Below are 16,025 nucleotides of genomic sequence, written 5' to 3' on the forward strand. Positions count from 1 at the left end.
ATCTGTCCGGGTCTTTCCCCATGGAAATAAAAACAAGCAAAAAGACAGGACTGGAGCGATAAAAATAAGCGTTCAACAAATAAAAGATTGATTTATTCGGAAAAAAGTATCATTAAATTCAGGGATATTATTTTTTTAAAAGGAATCTATATAGCAGTGGAAAAGGATACTCAAGAAATTAAATGGATTAATTTGAGGGGCGAAGCCAGGACGAAAAGCCTCAAAAATACCAGTGTTGAATTTAAACCAGGGGAGAATGAACTGGTTCATCATTTCAAACTAAAAGACTTTTCCTCGGAGGGATTTGGCATCCTGGTGCGTAAGGATTCCAAGGTGCTTAAGCATATCAAACCAGGGAATGTTCTTACCATGGTGTATCATTCGAATAGGACCAAGAGCGATCCTGTAACCCATCAAACCGAAATAAAACACATCTCAGAGCCAGAGTCTGGCACCTACCAGGGTCATCTGGTGGTAGGGCTTTTGATCCTTGAATAACCCAGATACGAATTGATTTTATTAGGTTCATTTAAAATAGGCTTATCGCCAACAGCGTTTTGCCAATAGATATTTAGAAAATAGATATTTAGAAAATAGTCCAATACAACTCAACCCAGGAAGAATATCTTATGCCGGATTCATCTGGGCCTAAAACCCGGTTTTCCCAATTCCTTCCCTATGTGGCGCCTTTTTTTGTTTTTGTCGGTTTTACCTATCTTGGACCGGTATTCAGCCTCTCCAAAGCCTTGGTATTCCCTGCCAAAACGTTGTCGGTGACAGCATTGTTATTTTTTTATTGGCCCAGGATCAAACATGAAATTAAGGTTTGCCTTGATTTAAATGCAGTGATGGCAGGTATTGCCGTTTTTATTTTCTGGATGGGGCTTGAAAATTATTATCCTAAAATCGGATTTGAATCTGGTTTTAACCCCTTTGAGTTGGCCCAGGGGCCCTATGTATATATCCTCTTGGCAAGCCATCTCTTTGGTGCTGTTTTGGTAGTCCCTGTGGTGGAGGAATTGTTCTGGCGATCTTTTGCCCTGCGATTTCTCATTAATATCAATTTTACACGATACGCCCTTGGTACATTTACCTGGTTTTCATATGTTTTTGTTTCCATTGCCTTTGGGCTGGAACACCATAGGTGGCTGCCGGGAATATTTTCCGGTCTCATCTATGCCCTGCTTCTCTATCAGAAAAAAAATTTGTTTTCCCCCATTCTTGCCCATGGGGTTTTCAACGGTCTTTTGGGTGTTTATGTCATTGTAAACAATGAATGGGGATTCTGGTAACCCTCATAGATCAATTGTTTGGGTCCTTGGCCAAGGGGAAATTATTTGCGCAGAATGTCTACTAAATAATTATGCCTTGTCAGGCTGATAATCCTTGAGGAAAAAAGTAACGGCCACACTTCCCGTTAATATTAAACAGCTTCCAGTGATGAACACCTGGGAAAGGCCAAAAAGATCCAGGATAATCCCCGAAAGAATGGGGGAGACAATCATGCCCAGGCTCCAGGCAGCATCGGTGATGCCCATAAGTGCTGCCATGCCCATGGTGCGGCCCAGTTGGCCTGTGATGACAAGGCCTCCGGGCAGGGCCAGGCCGTTGGCCATGCCCATGAGAATATTCAGGAAAAGGATCATGGTGAAACCTTCGACAAATGGCATCCACAACACGATCAGCCCCGAGGCAAAGGTGCCCGAAATTATAAAATATTTGGGATTAATCCGATCTGCAAGCGTTCCCATGAAACGCTGAAGAAATGCAATGAGAAATATGTTGGCTCCTAAAATGATGCCCACTTGGGAACTTGTCAGGTTGAGTTCAAGTGCAAGAATTGGTAAAAAGGTATACACCGCCCCCTGACCCGAGGCCGTGAAAAACCGTGTTAAGAAAATGCCCAGAACAACCCGGTGCTGCAGCATTTTCCTGAAGGAAACCCTTCCAGAATTTTGCCCGGAATGACCTTTTTTTTCAGGGGGTATAAAGATCATTACCAATACACTCGTTAACAGGGCCAACCCTCCCATCGCATAAAAGGCAGCATTCATCCCGAAATGATCACGAATCATCCCACCAAGCACAGGTCCTATGCCAAGGCCCAGCATCACAGACATGTTCAAGGTGCCCATATACAGGCCTAATTTTTGTTTGGGCGCAATATCAGCGGCAAGGGCCATGGCAATGGGAACAACAAGTACAGAGGTCATGCCATGGAAAAATCGAATCAGTATCAGGGCTTCGGCCCGGGTCGGCAATACATAGAATACTGAAATAAGGGCATAGAGCAAAAGTCCTGTCGCAATAAAGTTTTTGCGTCCCAATTTGTCGGAAAGGCGCCCGGCCAGGGGATTGAACAGGGTTCTGGAAATATTAAAAGAGGCAATAATGAGCCCGACTAAAAAGCCGCCGGCCCCAAGCTCCACGGCATATACCGGTATAATAGGCCAAATGATTCCCAGGCCGATCATTGCCACTCCGACGGAGACGGAAAGTAAAAAGAGAATACCTGAAGAAGACCGGTTACCATTTTCCACATGGTGGGATCCATTGGGAAGGCAATTGGTGTTCATATGGAAAAATATCTCCGGCTAGTTGTGGGTTTAAGGTTATTGTAAATGAATCTTCTTTTTAAAGGGTTTATTTGAGTTTGTCACTGGATAATTTTTATGGCGCCTTGTATATATGTAGCATATGGGGAAAAGATAGATTCAATGGAAAAAGAACCTATGCCAGAGGAGATAATGGGACCGGATAAAAAAAAGATTGAGGCCCTGGAAGCAAAGATGAAAGAATTAGGGATTCACCGGGAAGACATCAAAGAAAAATTTATCAAAGCCTCGGGCAGGGGGGGACAAAAAGTAAATAAAACCTCGTCTGCCGTTTTTGTCAGCCATGAAAAAACAGGGCTTAGTGTAAAGTCTGGTAAACACAGGTCCCAGCATTTAAACCGATTTCTTGCCTTAAGAAGTCTTGTTGAAAAAATTGAAGCCAAAATGACGGGTAAAAATGATCTGGAAACACAACAAGTTGAGAAAATTCGAAAACAGAAACAAAAACGGAAAAAAAGGAACCAGATGAACCTTAAAAGGCGCCAAGTTGACAAGGTTTAATCTTGATGTCCATTTTTTCACAGGCAGACGCTACCGCAACTTTTTTGATTTTCAAGGTGGCGGCAATTTTCCAGCACCCAGCGCAGGAAATCCGGTTATCCGTATTTGCCTCATCCAATGCATCCTTTAGTTCCTTTGACACCTCAATATCCGGATTGATTTTTTTTGTTTTAGGAGTATATCCAAAAAGTCCATTCTGACACTGGGAAATCCGATATTCCAAAAGATCTATCTGGACCCCGATTTCCAAGGGTAAAACCCCAAAATCTTTGGCAATTCTGTGTGCAGTCGCACAGGGTACACTGCCATTTTTTGCCAGGGAATGGATTTTTTTGGAAATGGCTTCATCGATCATTTCCTCCCGGTGTTTATTTGCGTAATGTCCTCTGTCCGTATGTGCCATGGTGCCTTCCTGTTTGACTCTGCGTAAGGGTTACGATAGACTCCTTTTATAACCTAAATGAAGGGAAAAGGATATAATTTTTATGATAGATAAAATTGCCTCCAATGATTTTCAAATGATTTACATTGCCTCCTGCGGGGAGGGCATTAATGCCTTTAACCTCGTTGAATCCACCCTGGTTCAGTTTCCCGACAGTGAGATTTCTGTTGTAAAAGTGGGGCATATCCGTTCCGAAAGTCAGGTGGATGAACTCATTGACAAGGTAAAAGATATTGAAAGCCTTATCGTTCATACCATGGTAAATTTTAAGCTTCGACAATACCTGACCCGGAAAGGGATTGAACATCATATTGTCACCATTGATTTAATGGGACCCATCCTGTCTGAGATTCAGGCATTTTTAAACAAGGATCCCCTTGAAAAACCGGGTCTTTACAGGGAAATTCACCATATAGATCTAAAACAGGTATCTGCCATTGATTTTGCCCTTGCCCATGATGACGGATTAAATCCAGACACATTGATGGGTTCAGAAATTGTCCTTCTTGGATTGTCCCGTGCCGGGAAAACACCCTTGTCCATGTACATGGCGGTCATGGGATGGAAGGTGGCTAATATTCCGTATGTTCCGGGGGTTCCCATGCCAAGAATCCTTGATGCAGTGGACAGAAGACGGGTGATTGCTTTGAATATTAACGTGGAGCAGCTTTCCTCCCACCGGAAGATGAGACAAGAAAGCCTGGGAACTGCTGATATCTATTCATATGTTTCAAAACAAGATATTGAAGATGAAATACAAAATGCCCAGAAATATTATATTACACGGGGATTCTCAATGATTAACGTGAGCAATAAACCCATTGAAACCAGTGCTGAGGAAATCATTGAAATGATTACCCGGCGATTTATGGCAAATGCGCATCTGGACACCTGAAGTTTTAATGGAATTCATTGAAAAAAAATAATATAGTATCCAGAGAAATGTAAACAAAACGAGACAGGGAGTATCGTTATTAAACGAACAGGGACGCCCTTTGAAAGACGAAAACACAGAGACTTCTGGACATATCTTTTTATTTTGATCAGTTTGTGTGCTTGGGGGGTCCTTTTTGTGTCACTTCTGGTGTTTCACCGGGCCCAGCCGGAATTTGAAACTTTTTTTGATAGATTTTATCGTTTGGATCTCAGAACCAGCTGGGATATGGCCTTTGTTCAATACCTTGTATATAGCATCATCCTTGGATCGATTGTCAGTATTCTCGGGCTTGGATTGAGTCGTTTTCGGGCCAGGAGGCAAACAGATTATAAAAAACATTTAATTCTTCTTGGGTTTTTGTATCTTGTCCTCTTCTTTACATATGTGACGCGTATATAAGGATCAAGGATTTACAAGGAATTGTCGATACCTTTACCATAATTTGTTTTATGATAACTTTAAACTTGATGTATAAGCTGGAGATCCATGAAAAAAATAGTTTTGTTTATTTTAACAAGTTTACTCCTTTCTTCTCTCTGCCATGCAAGGGATTTTATGGTTGAATTTGTTGAAGAGAATTATAAGGAAACCACAAAAGCATATTCCAATGAGCCGCTTATCTACCATTCCATTCAGGTCAATTCCCAGGCCGGCCCCAAGCTGCTGATTCTTACGGGTGATAATCTTGAATACCGCAAATGGCTTAGACAGTATATCGCGGCCAATAAAGAATTAATCACCAAGGTCCCGGAGACGGAAAATGATCTCTTTATCTCTTCTAAAGCCTATGAGATAGATGTCACCAATATCCATCCTGTTAATGGTAAACGCTGGATATCGGACATCCCCACCAGTGATGTTGCAGCTTTGGAAGGAAACACCTATATCCTGGTCATTGATGCCAATGGGAAAAGAAGCCAACTGATCTCAACGGTGATCCGCAATATGGGATATAGGGCAATGGTTTTTCAAAATGGTGCCGAGGCACTCAAGACCTTCAGGATACAACCTGAAAAATTTAAAATGATCATTGCCAATCACGACCTGCCGGGAATGAAAACGGAAGTCTTTGTGGATCATATCCTGAAGATTGATGATAAAATACCCATCCTGGTTGAAACCGGATACAATAATCAAACGATAAAAAATATATTTACGACTAAATTTTCAAGTGCCGGTTCTGTGGTGATAAAATCTGTTGTGATGGAAGATCTTCAAAAGACCATTTCACACCTGGTTAAAGAAAAGGTATAGACCCTATGAAACGCTTTTATTTCATGCTGCTTGGCGTATTACTGCTTTTGCCTACATCCATTTGGGCACAATCCGATGATTTTACCCGATATGAAATGAGTTTTAAAAATTTTCTAACCTGTGAGCTTACCCGGACCGGTGCAATAGATCATTTCAAGGGAAAATCCTTTAAGGTCACGATGATTGATCTGTTTTCTCTTCAAAGGGAATCTGATATGGTCATTATCACTGGGGCTGTTCGCTGTGTTGTTGGGGACAGTCATCACTTCCTTTATGTGGCAGTCGGGGTTGAAACCATTCTGGACAAGGAACAAGTGACCTATTATACTGTCCGGGACGCTGATTTTTCAATCCTTGCCACTGAATTGATGAAATTCCCCTATAAGGAAAGATGCCCCTGGTCCCGCTACTGGGTGGACATGGATTAGATGGGACCAGGAACAAGTTTAAGATCAGTTTAAGATCAGTTTAAAATAGCAGCCTGGGCTGCTGCCAGCCGGGCAATGGGAATCCTGTAGGGAGAACAGGAAACATAGGTCAGACCGGCCTTGTGGCAGAATACCACAGACTTAGGATCTCCGCCGTGCTCTCCGCAAATCCCAAGTTTTATGTCCGGCCGTGTTTTTTTGCCTCGCTCCACAGAAATCTCAATCAGGCTGCCCACGGCTTCCTGGTCAAGGGTTTCAAAGGGATCAGAGGTTAATATGGCATTGTCAATATATTCATTCATAAAAGATCCAATATCATCCCGGGAAAAACCAAAGGTCATCTGGGTCAGGTCATTGGTGCCGAAGGAGAAAAACTGGGCATATTTTGCCATTTTGTCGGCAATCAATGCCGCCCTCGGGGTCTCGATCATGGTACCAAACAGATAGGGGATGGTTTTGATTCCATATTTTGCAAGGGTGTTATCATAGCATTCCGTGACAATCTTGTGGGTGAACGCCAACTCTTTTTCATTGCAGGTAACCGGTACCATGATTTCAGGCAAGGGATTTTTGCCCGCCCGGATCAATTCAGCGCAGGCTTCAAATATTGCGGTTACCTGCATTCTTGTTATTTCCGGAAAGGTAATGCCAAGCCGTACTCCCCTATGACCGATCATGGGGTTGGATTCCTTGAGCAGGGCACTTCTCTTCAACACTTCTTCCAGATCTATCCTGAGGGCATCGGCAATCTCCTGCTGATTTTCTTGGGACTGGGGCACAAACTCATGCAGAGGCGGATCCAAAAGCCTCAGGGTAACCGGCAGGGTGCCCATGACAGACAAGGTGTTGGAGATTTCCTGTTTTACAAAGGGAAATAACTCATCCAGCGCCACCTGGCGTTCTTCCTTTGATTTGCTCAAAATCATTTTCCGGAGTAAAAATAGCGGTTTGCCGGAATCGGATCCATAGAACATGTGCTCGGTTCTGAAAAGCCCGATACCTTCTGCCCCAAAGGCCAATGCAATTTTGGCATCCTCAGGTGTGTCTGCATTGGCTCTGACCTTCATGGTCCTGTAGGAATCGGCAATGGCCATAAATTTTTGAAACCTGGGATTTTCCAAAGAATCCGTCATTTTCAGTCGGCCCTGGTAAACAATCCCTTTGGTGCCGTTTAAGGTGATAAAATCTCCTTCATGGAAAATATTGGCCCCCACCCTGAGCTCTTTGGTTGTTGCATTTATTTTCATGGCACCGGCACCGACGATACAGCATTTCCCCCAGCCCCTGGCCACAAGGGCGGCATGGCTTGTCATACCGCCTCTGGCAGTTAAAATGGCACAAGCGGCCCGCATGCCTTCAATGTCTTCAGGGTTGGTTTCTTCCCGGAGTAAAATAACGTGTTTGTTTGATTTGGCCCATGCAACCGCATCTTCAGAGGTAAAGACAATCTGGCCCCAGGCCCCACCGGGTCCGGCCGGCAATCCCTCCGTTATCTTTTCGGCCGTTTTTTCTGCGGCAGGATCTACTATGGGGTGGAGCATGTCATCCAACATTTTCGGGTCCAGACGGCAGATCATGGTTTTTTCATCAATCATGCCCTGCTCAAACATATCCATGGCCATATTAAGGGCGGCTGTGGCAGTTCTTTTCCCCACACGGCACTGGAGCATGTATAAATGGCCTTCCTGAATGGTAAACTCGATGTCCTGCATATCTTTGTAATGGGATTCCAGGGTGTTTCTGATATCAAAAAGCTGGGCATAGAGTTCGGGCATGGCTTCCTCCAGGGAAGAAAGATGCCTGTTTTGGGTGTTCTTGGTATCATTGTTCAAAGGGTTGGGGGTTCTGGTCCCTGCCACCACATCCTCTCCCTGGGCATTGACCAGCCATTCGCCATAAAATTTATTGTCTCCTGTGGCAGGGTCCCGTGAAAAGGCAACCCCTGTGGCAGACGTCTCTCCCATATTGCCAAATACCATGCTCTGGACATTAACGGCGGTTCCCCAGTTGTCCGGGATATGTTCAATTCGTCTGTAGGAGACGGCCCGCCGTCCGTTCCAGCTTTTAAAAACAGCTCCAATGGCCCCCATGAGCTGTTCTTTCGGATCATCTGGGAATTCAATATTCAAGGTTTCATGGATCTTTTTTTTAAACCGGCTGCACAATATCTTCATATCTTCGCAGGAGATATCCGTATCGTTTGTATACCCCTTGTCATTTTTCAGGTTGTTCATCATCATTTCAAGATTTAAACGAATGCCCATGCCATTCTGGGGTTTAATCTGTTCCGCTTTTTCCATAACCACGTCGGAATACATCATGATTAACCGTCTATAAGCATCATAGACAAACCATTCATTGCCGGTTTTGGCAATGAGTCCCGGGATGGTGGTTGAGCAAAGGCCGACATTTAAAATGGTTTCCATCATTCCGGGCATGGAACTTCTGGCACCGGAACGGCAGGAAACCAATAAGGGGTTGTTTTCATCCCCGAATTTCATTTTTATTTGTCGTTCGATATTTTCCATGGCGCAGGTTATTTTTGCTTCAAGGGAGTCTGGAAAGCGCCCGCCAAGATCAAAATAATGGTTGCAGCACTCGGTGGATATGGTGAAGCCCGGGGGGACCGGAAGTCCAAGGGTTGCCATTTCAGCAAGGTTGGCCCCTTTTCCCCCCAGAAGATTTTTTAAGGTTGCATTTCCCTGGTTTTTTTGGGGGCCGAATTCATAAATATATTGGGTCATATTTTCCTTATGGTTTTTAATATTAAGAATAGCATTACTGGAATAATTATTAAGGCCTTAAAAAATCAAGTCAAGGAAAATCTTATGTTTTAAAATTAATCGGGCAGTGGTATGATATCTTTTTTAAAAAAATATAAGGAATTATTTTTAATAATTTTCAATTTTTAATCGGATGCGTGAATGCTGAATATTGAGTCCATTTCCAAGGGGTTTGGAGACCAGGTCCTTTTAGACGATACCGGCCTGCAGATCAATTCTGGAGAACGGGTGGGGCTTGTGGGCCGAAACGGCCATGGGAAAACCACCCTGCTGAACATGATTGCCCAAACCGATCACCCGGATGACGGTAGGATCACCTGTCCTTCCGGATACACAATAGGGGTTTTGTCCCAGAAAATTTCCTTTGAAAAGGATAGTGTTTTAGAGGAGGCCATGCAAGGTCTTTTGGCCCATGAAAAAGACCATTCCTGGAAAGCGGAAAAAATTTTGGCAGGCCTGGGTTTTTCCCAATCTGACATGGCAAAGTCCCCGGAACTTTTTTCAGGCGGGTTTCAGGTTCGTCTTAACCTGGCAAAGGTATTGATATCAGGTCCGGATCTTCTAATTTTAGATGAACCCACCAATTATCTGGACATCACCTCCATCCGGTGGATTTCACAATTTCTGGTCGCCTGGCCCAGGGAAGTTCTCTTGGTCACCCATGACAGGGGATTCATGGACAATGTGGTCACTCATATAGCCGGTATTCACCGGCAAAAAATCAGAAAAATCAAGGGCAATACGGAGAAATATTATTTTCAGGTGGCCCAGGATGAAGAAATTTATGAGAAAACCCGTCAGAACGAAGAGAAAAAAAATAAAGAGATTGAACTCTTTGTCACCCGTTTCCGGGCAAAGGCCAGGCTTGCCAACATGGTTCAATCCCGAATTAAAACCCTTGCAAAAAACCAGTCAAAGGAAAAACTGGCCCAGCTGAAAAACCTGGCCTTTTCCTTTAACTATCTTCCCTTTGCCGGAAAACAGTTGCTGACCGCGCAAAACCTCTCTTTTTCCTGGGATAAGAAAACCCCGCTGATACAAAATTTTTCCCTTACCATTTATCCTGAAGATCGAATTGCCATTATCGGTAAAAATGGGAAGGGAAAAACCACCCTGCTCAAATTGCTCACCGGAAACCTTTTGTCTGAGACCGGTTCGGTCATGGTGAATCCCGGTGTTTGCAAAGGGTATTTTGAACAGACCAATGTGCAGTCACTAAATGATAATTTTACTATTGAAGAGGAACTCATGCATTCCCAGCCGGATTTTGATCGCCAGGCAGCCAGAAATATCTGCGGGGCCATGATGTTTGAACAAGACGCTGCCCTCAAAAAGATATCGGTCCTCTCCGGCGGGGAAAAATCACGGGTCATGCTGGGAAAACTGCTCATCAGCCCTTTAAACCTGCTGCTTCTGGACGAACCCACCAACCATCTTGACATTGAAGCCTGCGACGCTTTTGAAGGCGCCCTAAGCTGTTTTGAAGGGGCCGTTATTCTGGTTACCCATAATGAACTGTTTCTCCATGGCCTGGCCAACCGGTTGGTGGTATTTAAAAAACAAGGGATCTCTATTTTTGAAGGCACCTATGGGGAATTTTTGGAAAAAGAAGGCTGGGAGGAAGAGCAAGATTCTATAACGGCCAAAAAACCAAGACCCGCAACCCTGTCAAAAAAGGAGTTGCGTCAAAAAAAATCTGAAATAATTGCCAGCCGTTCAAAGATCATTACGCCTATTCAACGGGAAATTGACAAAATTGAAAATGCCATAGAAGAAAAAGAAGCCCATACCAAAAATATAAATGAAAATCTTTTAATCGCATCCCAGGAACAGGACGGTCCTAAAATTGCCGCCCTTGCAAAGGAGCTTGCCGGCTTTGAACGAGAGGTTGACGCTTTATTTGAAGACCTTGAACGTCAAATGGATGAAATGGAAATCAAAAAAAAGAGCTTTGACCAAGAGCTCAATGAATTGGAAAGGTGTAATTAAGATGGACAAAAAAACTTTTACATTTTATTATGGACTCGTTTTGATTGCCGTAGGAGTAGGGGTCTTTTATCGCATACCACAGGTAATGCCCCGGGTTGCGGCCATAGAATTTTTTAGTGAAAAATTGATTCTGGTCAAATTTTGCTTTTATACTCTGGGTGCATTCCTCATTCTGGCAGGTGGCATCAGAGTGTTTAAAAACTATAAACGATAGATACAAAAAACAGATAATTGGAAAAAGTGAATGGCAAAATCAGTTTCCAGCCTTAAATCAACCATTAAAGACCAGTCCGGTGCCGGCAAAACCAAAATTGGTGAAATTCTTTCAAAGGAAGGACAGATCACCAGCATGCAGCTTACCGAGGCCCTTAATGTTCACAAAAAAACCAATGAGCGCCTCAGCAGTATTCTGTTGAACAAGGGGTATATTGATCCGGATACGATCATCAATGTTCTGGGCAGGATTTACAACTACAATGTGGCCCGGTTTGCCGACATAAAACCTGATCCGGAAGTTTTAAAAATTCTTCCCTTTGAAATGGCCAAGGCGCATCTGGTGTTTCCCCTGACACTTAAGGGAGATGACCTGACGGTTACCATGGCAGAACCCACGGATACCGCTATTGTTGAGGAACTTCAAAAACAAACCCGGAAAAATATCAAGGTCTTTGTCTCCACAGAGAACGATATTATCCAGGCCTATCGTGATTTTTACAAGATCAGTGATGACGACTATAAAGGGTTTCTCCATTTTGAAGAGGATGCAGATGATGATGAGCCGGTTACCTCTGTGGAAGATTTTGGCTCGCTTGTCTCCGAGGCAGCCGGGGAAGTTGAAGTCGGTTTTGCAGATATCGAGGATGACACAGACCAGTTCATGGCCTCTGATGCGCCTATTATCAAACTTGTAAACGGAATTTTGACCAAGGCTATTAATGACGGGGTTTCCGATATCCACATCGAACCCTTTGAGAAATCTTTTCAGGTCAGATACCGGCTTGACGGCGGCATGTACAAGGCTATGAACCTGCCCATCAGTATTAAAAATGCCGTTATTTCCCGGATCAAAATTTTGGCGGAACTGGATATTGCGGAAAGAAGGATCCCTCAAGACGGCAGGATAAAGTTGAGGCTTGGGAAAAAAAAATCCGTTGATTTTCGGGTATCCAGCCTGCCCACCCTGTTCGGGGAAAGTATTGTCATGCGTATCCTCGACCAGAGCGCATTGAGCGTTGACCTGACCAAGCTGGGTTTTGAAGCCTCCACCTATAAAACCCTTAAAAAATGTATTTCACGACCCTACGGTCTATTACTTGTCACGGGACCAACGGGCAGCGGAAAAACCACCACGCTTTATTCTGTTCTTAACCGGCTCAATAAAGATGATATTAAAATTCTCACGGCAGAAGACCCTGTGGAGTTCAATTTTAAGGGCATAAACCAGGTTCCGGTCAAGGATTCTGTGGGCATGAGTTATGCTGCGGCATTAAAAGCATTTCTCCGCCAGGATCCTGATATTATCATGGTGGGTGAGATCCGGGATATGGACACGGCTGAGATTGCCATCAAGGCAGCCATGACAGGCCATCTGGTTTTTGCCACCCTCCATACCAATGACTGCCCCTCCACCATTGGCCGACTGATAGATATCGGCATTCCCGCCTATATGCTGGCCTCTTCCATCACCATGGTCCTGTCCCAGCGCCTGGCCAGAAGATTGTGTCCCCATTGTAAACAGATTGTCACTGGCCATAATCCCAAGGATTTAGAGTTAGAAGGGTTCTCAAAGGAAGAAATCCCAGATTTGAAAATTTATGGCCCCAATGGATGCAGCCATTGCAATGGGACCGGATACAAGGGCAGGGTAGGACTATACGAGCTCATGGAAGTAACCGATGAAGTGGGCAAAGCCATCACAGCAGAAGTGGCCGAAGATCAGCTTAGAAAAGTGGCGGTTAATGAAGGGATGCTCACCCTGAGGGATGCCGGACTTGTAAAGATCCGGTCTGGTGAAACTTCCCTTGAAGAGGTTTTGAAAAAAACCACCATTACCAAGGAAGCCTTGCCTGCCTATCTTATCAACCCGGATTTTGAGCATTACGAGGACAAGGATGTCATCATTCGGGAAGGCAATCGAGACATTGATTTTTTTCGATTGGAACAAGGCGCCCTCCATGTGGTTAAGGGTGGCAAGAAGATTGCTGAAATCACCGAACCCGGCGATTATTTCGGTGAGATGGCCGCCATAACCCAATCTACCAGATCCGCATCCATCATTTCAAAGGGAAGATCCAAGGTCAAGCGGTTTCCCGGGGATAAACTGGGGGAAATCATTGAAAAGTATCCAGACGTGGCCAAACACCTTTTTTCTGTACTTGCAAACCGGCTTAACCAGACAGATAAAAAATTGGTAAACATTCACAATCAGATCCAGAAGAGCAGATCTTCCAATTAATTTTCCTCCCCGATTTTCTGCATAAGTCCTAAAACCTGTCCACTTAAAAAGTGGTCCAGTTTATATTGAATCAAAAACAGGGATGTTCCAGACTGTTGTTCAGCTTTTTTCATTAGACTACGGCAAGGGTTCTGACGACACCAATGCACAGCACTAGTCCGGCGAACCCTAATAAAATGTGGTTTGTCATTTTTTCATGCGAATAAAGTTTTACAATCAGCTCCCGTACGATAAAAATAATAGCCGGATCCAGCATTGTATGGAGGCGAAACCGCTTTGCTTTGAAATACTCAATAAAACTTTTAAATAATTCAATAATAACAAGAAAAGTTAAGATATCTGTAACGACAATGGATAGATTGAATTCAAGAAACTGACCACCCGATATCATCAAAGTTGAAAAAAATAAAATCTTACAAAGTCCCAACGTTAGTATCAGAATAATATAAACGATCAGAACATTAATAATATACTTCAAGGCTCTGTCAAACAACTTTTGCATGTTAACGGTTTGTCTCTGGGGCATCACTAAAATTCTCCTAATTGTTCCATAATTATAAAAGAGTTTTATAGATTCTTTTTGTTACAAATAGATAAGAACCCCGTTATTTTTTTGTGAAATGCGATTTTATCCCTGCAGAATACGGTGAACTCTTCGGGTTCTGCTGTCTCCCCAATTCTGAACTGAATGTAGGCGGCAGCTTGCTCCCCGTATTTAATGCCCGGGAACCTAAGTTTTTCCGCCACAAGTGTAGCCAGCATAGAGCCTGTCAACATATCCCATTCCGCGAAGGAAAGGTAACCTAACCTGAACGGGTATGGGATATATTATAAAAAAGTTAAATGCGATTGCCCTGGTTTTTCACCGTTTTCAATAAAAACAAGTTGTTAAGCCGCCATTTGTTATCTCTTAATAAAACTTGATTTTTTCAACACTTATCTTCTATGATATTAATATCCATGATTTAAAAAAAACCGATAATTTTTAAAAAGGAAGGTCAAAATGAAGAATAAACTATTTTTTTATCTCTAACTATTTTTATGATGTTTTTATTTACAGCATGCGGCAGTTATTACATGGTAAAAGATCCCTCTTCTGAAAAAACTTATTACACCCAAAAAATTAAAGATAAAAAAGAGGGTGCTGTTAATTTTAAAGATGCTGTAACAGGAAGTGAAGTGACTATTCAAAATTCAGAGGTCACTAGAATTAAAAAAGATGAATTTAAAAAGGCCATAACGCCGGTAACAGAAGCAGCACCGGAAGTAAAAACTGAATAAAGACGCTTAGTAAAACAGATACAAGAAAGGGCTGGGAAATAAATTTCCAGCCCTTTCTTCATTTTACGATTTATTTAGTACTCTTTCTTTCTATATATCCGTCAAGCGTTACATTTCTTTTGAGGGTCCTTGTAATACCGGTCTCGTTCACTGTAAATGCACCCGCAATATTGTTGCCGGTACATGTTGCGCTCTTTTGAAATTTCGATACCCTGTTTCCAGCCTTCCCGAAAATCATGGTAGAAAAATTTTAGATCATACTCCCTTGCAAGGGCCTGTCCTGTTTCAATAATCTGCTGATGATTTTGAAATTTGCTATAAAGTAAGGTGGTGGAAAAGGCATCGAATTTTCCCTTTTTGGCCACCATGGCCGTGGCCTTGAGCCGGGCATGATAGCAGTATCGGCACCGATTTTTTTCCCGAAATACCACGGACTGGATAAATTTTTCCAGCTCATACCCCTGCTGCCAGATCATTTTCAATCCGATTTCATCGGCATATTGTCCCATGGTCTCTTCGCGTCGCATACATTCGGTAAAGGGATGAATATTATGGCGGTAAAAAAAGCCCATGACATCGATATTTTTTTCTTTGAGCACCTGAAGGGGATAAATCGAGCAAGGGCCACAGCAGGTGTGGAGCAGTAGTTTCAATCTCGACCTCCAAAAATAGCAGTTCCCACTCGTACCATGGTGGACCCTTCTTCAATGGCCACCCGAAAATCGTTGCTCATGCCCATGGACAGATGGACAATCTTTTCCAAACCCGCCTCCTGTATTTCCCCTTGAATCACCCCCAAACGTTTAAAATAAATCCTGGCATCTTCTGGATCAGAGAAAAAAGGAGGCATGCACATGAGCCCGTCCAGGGAAAGATTTTCAAATTCACTGAATTCACGGGCAAGTGAAATCGCCTCTTTTGCTCCGGCTCCGGATTTGGTTTCTTCCTTGGCAATATTGATCTGGAGGAGGATCTTTTGAACTTTTCCTATTTTTGCAGCCTGTCGATTAATTTCCCGGGCCAGTTTAACCGTATCAACGGTGTGGATATAATCAAAATATCGAACTGCAAATTTGGCCTTGTTTGACTGAAGATGTCCAATAAAATGCCAGCAGGCTGAGGTTTTGCCCAGGGTTTCAATTTTATCAACAGCCTCCTGGATGTAATTTTCACCTAGGTGGGTGCTGCCGGCCTCAATGGCCTCAAAAACCTTGTCGGCACTTTTGCGTTTGCTCACCCCGATGAGGGTGATGGATTCAGGATCCCGGCCACAGGCAAGGGCTGTCTCGTTTATCTGTTTTTTTATGGCATTAATATTGTCGTGTATGGTTGTCATTCTT

17 protein-coding genes are annotated in these 16,025 nt (G+C 43.4%); 10 read left to right on the plus strand and 7 right to left on the minus strand.

The window, feature by feature from the left end; all coding sequences use genetic code 11:
• Positions 1-156: 156 nt before the first annotated feature.
• A complete protein-coding gene (locus tag ACZ45G_RS09875) occupies positions 157-498 on the plus strand; it encodes a hypothetical protein (protein ID WP_464177550.1) in 342 nt (113 codons plus the stop codon).
• 131 nt (positions 499-629) lie between these two features.
• Complete coding sequence (locus tag ACZ45G_RS09880) at positions 630-1,292, plus strand: CAAX prenyl protease-related protein (RefSeq protein WP_464177552.1); 663 nt, start codon at positions 630-632, stop codon at positions 1,290-1,292.
• A 69-nt stretch (positions 1,293-1,361) separates the two neighbouring features.
• Here ACZ45G_RS09880 and ACZ45G_RS09885 read toward each other — a convergent pair whose 3' ends face one another.
• Positions 1,362-2,576, minus strand: coding sequence for an MFS transporter (locus ACZ45G_RS09885; protein ID WP_464177554.1), 1,215 nt, complete (start codon positions 2,574-2,576; stop codon positions 1,362-1,364).
• Between the two features lie 141 nt (positions 2,577-2,717).
• On the opposite strand from ACZ45G_RS09885, the gene ACZ45G_RS09890 reads away from it, so the two are divergent.
• A complete protein-coding gene (locus ACZ45G_RS09890) occupies positions 2,718-3,116 on the plus strand; it encodes a peptide chain release factor family protein (protein ID WP_464177556.1) in 399 nt (132 codons plus the stop codon).
• On the opposite strand, the gene ACZ45G_RS09895 is transcribed toward ACZ45G_RS09890, so the two are convergent.
• The gene (locus tag ACZ45G_RS09895) at positions 3,088-3,519 is read right to left on the minus strand and encodes a hypothetical protein (RefSeq protein WP_464177558.1); all 432 of its coding nucleotides are present in this window, start codon (positions 3,517-3,519) and stop codon (positions 3,088-3,090) included. The two genes, ACZ45G_RS09890 and ACZ45G_RS09895, sit on opposite strands and share 29 nt — an antisense overlap.
• A gap of 82 nt (positions 3,520-3,601) precedes the next feature.
• Between ACZ45G_RS09895 and ACZ45G_RS09900 the strand changes: the two genes are divergently transcribed.
• The 3 genes from ACZ45G_RS09900 (at position 3,602) to ACZ45G_RS09910 (ending at position 6,177) form a co-directional block, all read left to right on the plus strand.
• Complete coding sequence (locus ACZ45G_RS09900) at positions 3,602-4,453, plus strand: pyruvate, water dikinase regulatory protein (RefSeq protein WP_464177560.1); 852 nt, start codon at positions 3,602-3,604, stop codon at positions 4,451-4,453.
• A gap of 528 nt (positions 4,454-4,981) precedes the next feature.
• Positions 4,982-5,749 carry a response regulator gene (locus tag ACZ45G_RS09905; protein ID WP_464177562.1) on the plus strand — a complete coding sequence of 256 codons (768 nt, stop codon included), beginning with the start codon at positions 4,982-4,984 and terminating at the stop codon, positions 5,747-5,749.
• Between the two features lie 5 nt (positions 5,750-5,754).
• Positions 5,755-6,177 (plus strand): hypothetical protein, encoded by a 423-nt coding sequence (locus tag ACZ45G_RS09910; RefSeq protein WP_464177564.1) that lies wholly within the window; start codon positions 5,755-5,757, stop codon positions 6,175-6,177.
• 35 nt (positions 6,178-6,212) lie between these two features.
• Here the strand turns inward: ACZ45G_RS09910 and ppdK are convergent, their stop codons facing one another.
• Positions 6,213-8,921, minus strand: a complete 2,709-nt coding sequence (gene ppdK, locus ACZ45G_RS09915; protein ID WP_464177566.1) for a pyruvate, phosphate dikinase — start codon at positions 8,919-8,921, stop codon at positions 6,213-6,215.
• 180 nt (positions 8,922-9,101) lie between these two features.
• On the opposite strand from ppdK, the gene ACZ45G_RS09920 reads away from it, so the two are divergent.
• Genes ACZ45G_RS09920 through pilB form a run of 3 tightly spaced genes read left to right on the plus strand, consistent with a single transcriptional unit; the run spans position 9,102 to position 13,404 of the window.
• The gene (locus ACZ45G_RS09920; protein ID WP_464177568.1) at positions 9,102-10,949 is read left to right on the plus strand and encodes an ATP-binding cassette domain-containing protein; all 1,848 of its coding nucleotides are present in this window, start codon (positions 9,102-9,104) and stop codon (positions 10,947-10,949) included.
• A 1-nt stretch (position 10,950) separates the two neighbouring features.
• Entirely contained in the window at positions 10,951-11,163 is a 213-nt protein-coding gene (locus ACZ45G_RS09925) for a hypothetical protein (RefSeq protein WP_464177570.1), read from the plus strand.
• A gap of 30 nt (positions 11,164-11,193) precedes the next feature.
• A complete protein-coding gene (gene pilB, locus ACZ45G_RS09930; RefSeq protein ID WP_464177573.1) occupies positions 11,194-13,404 on the plus strand; it encodes a type IV-A pilus assembly ATPase PilB in 2,211 nt (736 codons plus the stop codon).
• A 112-nt stretch (positions 13,405-13,516) separates the two neighbouring features.
• On the opposite strand, the gene ACZ45G_RS09935 is transcribed toward pilB, so the two are convergent.
• Together ACZ45G_RS09935 and ACZ45G_RS09940 are read right to left on the minus strand one after the other, a co-directional pair.
• Positions 13,517-13,930, minus strand: coding sequence for a phosphate-starvation-inducible PsiE family protein (locus ACZ45G_RS09935; RefSeq protein WP_464177575.1), 414 nt, complete (start codon positions 13,928-13,930; stop codon positions 13,517-13,519).
• 41 nt (positions 13,931-13,971) lie between these two features.
• Complete coding sequence (locus ACZ45G_RS09940; protein WP_464177577.1) at positions 13,972-14,181, minus strand: hypothetical protein; 210 nt, start codon at positions 14,179-14,181, stop codon at positions 13,972-13,974.
• A gap of 300 nt (positions 14,182-14,481) precedes the next feature.
• Here ACZ45G_RS09940 and ACZ45G_RS09945 point away from each other — a divergent pair, with 300 nt between their 5' ends.
• Entirely contained in the window at positions 14,482-14,685 is a 204-nt protein-coding gene (locus ACZ45G_RS09945) for a hypothetical protein (RefSeq protein WP_464177579.1), read from the plus strand.
• 101 nt (positions 14,686-14,786) lie between these two features.
• Here the strand turns inward: ACZ45G_RS09945 and ACZ45G_RS09950 are convergent, their stop codons facing one another.
• Both ACZ45G_RS09950 and ACZ45G_RS09955 read right to left on the minus strand, forming a co-directional pair.
• Positions 14,787-15,338 (minus strand): epoxyqueuosine reductase QueH, encoded by a 552-nt coding sequence (locus tag ACZ45G_RS09950; RefSeq protein WP_464177581.1) that lies wholly within the window; start codon positions 15,336-15,338, stop codon positions 14,787-14,789.
• On the minus strand, positions 15,335-16,021 hold the full coding sequence (locus tag ACZ45G_RS09955) for a YggS family pyridoxal phosphate-dependent enzyme (protein ID WP_464177583.1): 687 nt from the start codon (positions 16,019-16,021) through the stop codon (positions 15,335-15,337). Before ACZ45G_RS09955 ends, ACZ45G_RS09950 begins: the two co-directional genes overlap by 4 nt.
• Positions 16,022-16,025 lie beyond the last annotated feature (4 nt).

This window comes from Desulfoconvexum algidum, assembly GCF_055382125.1.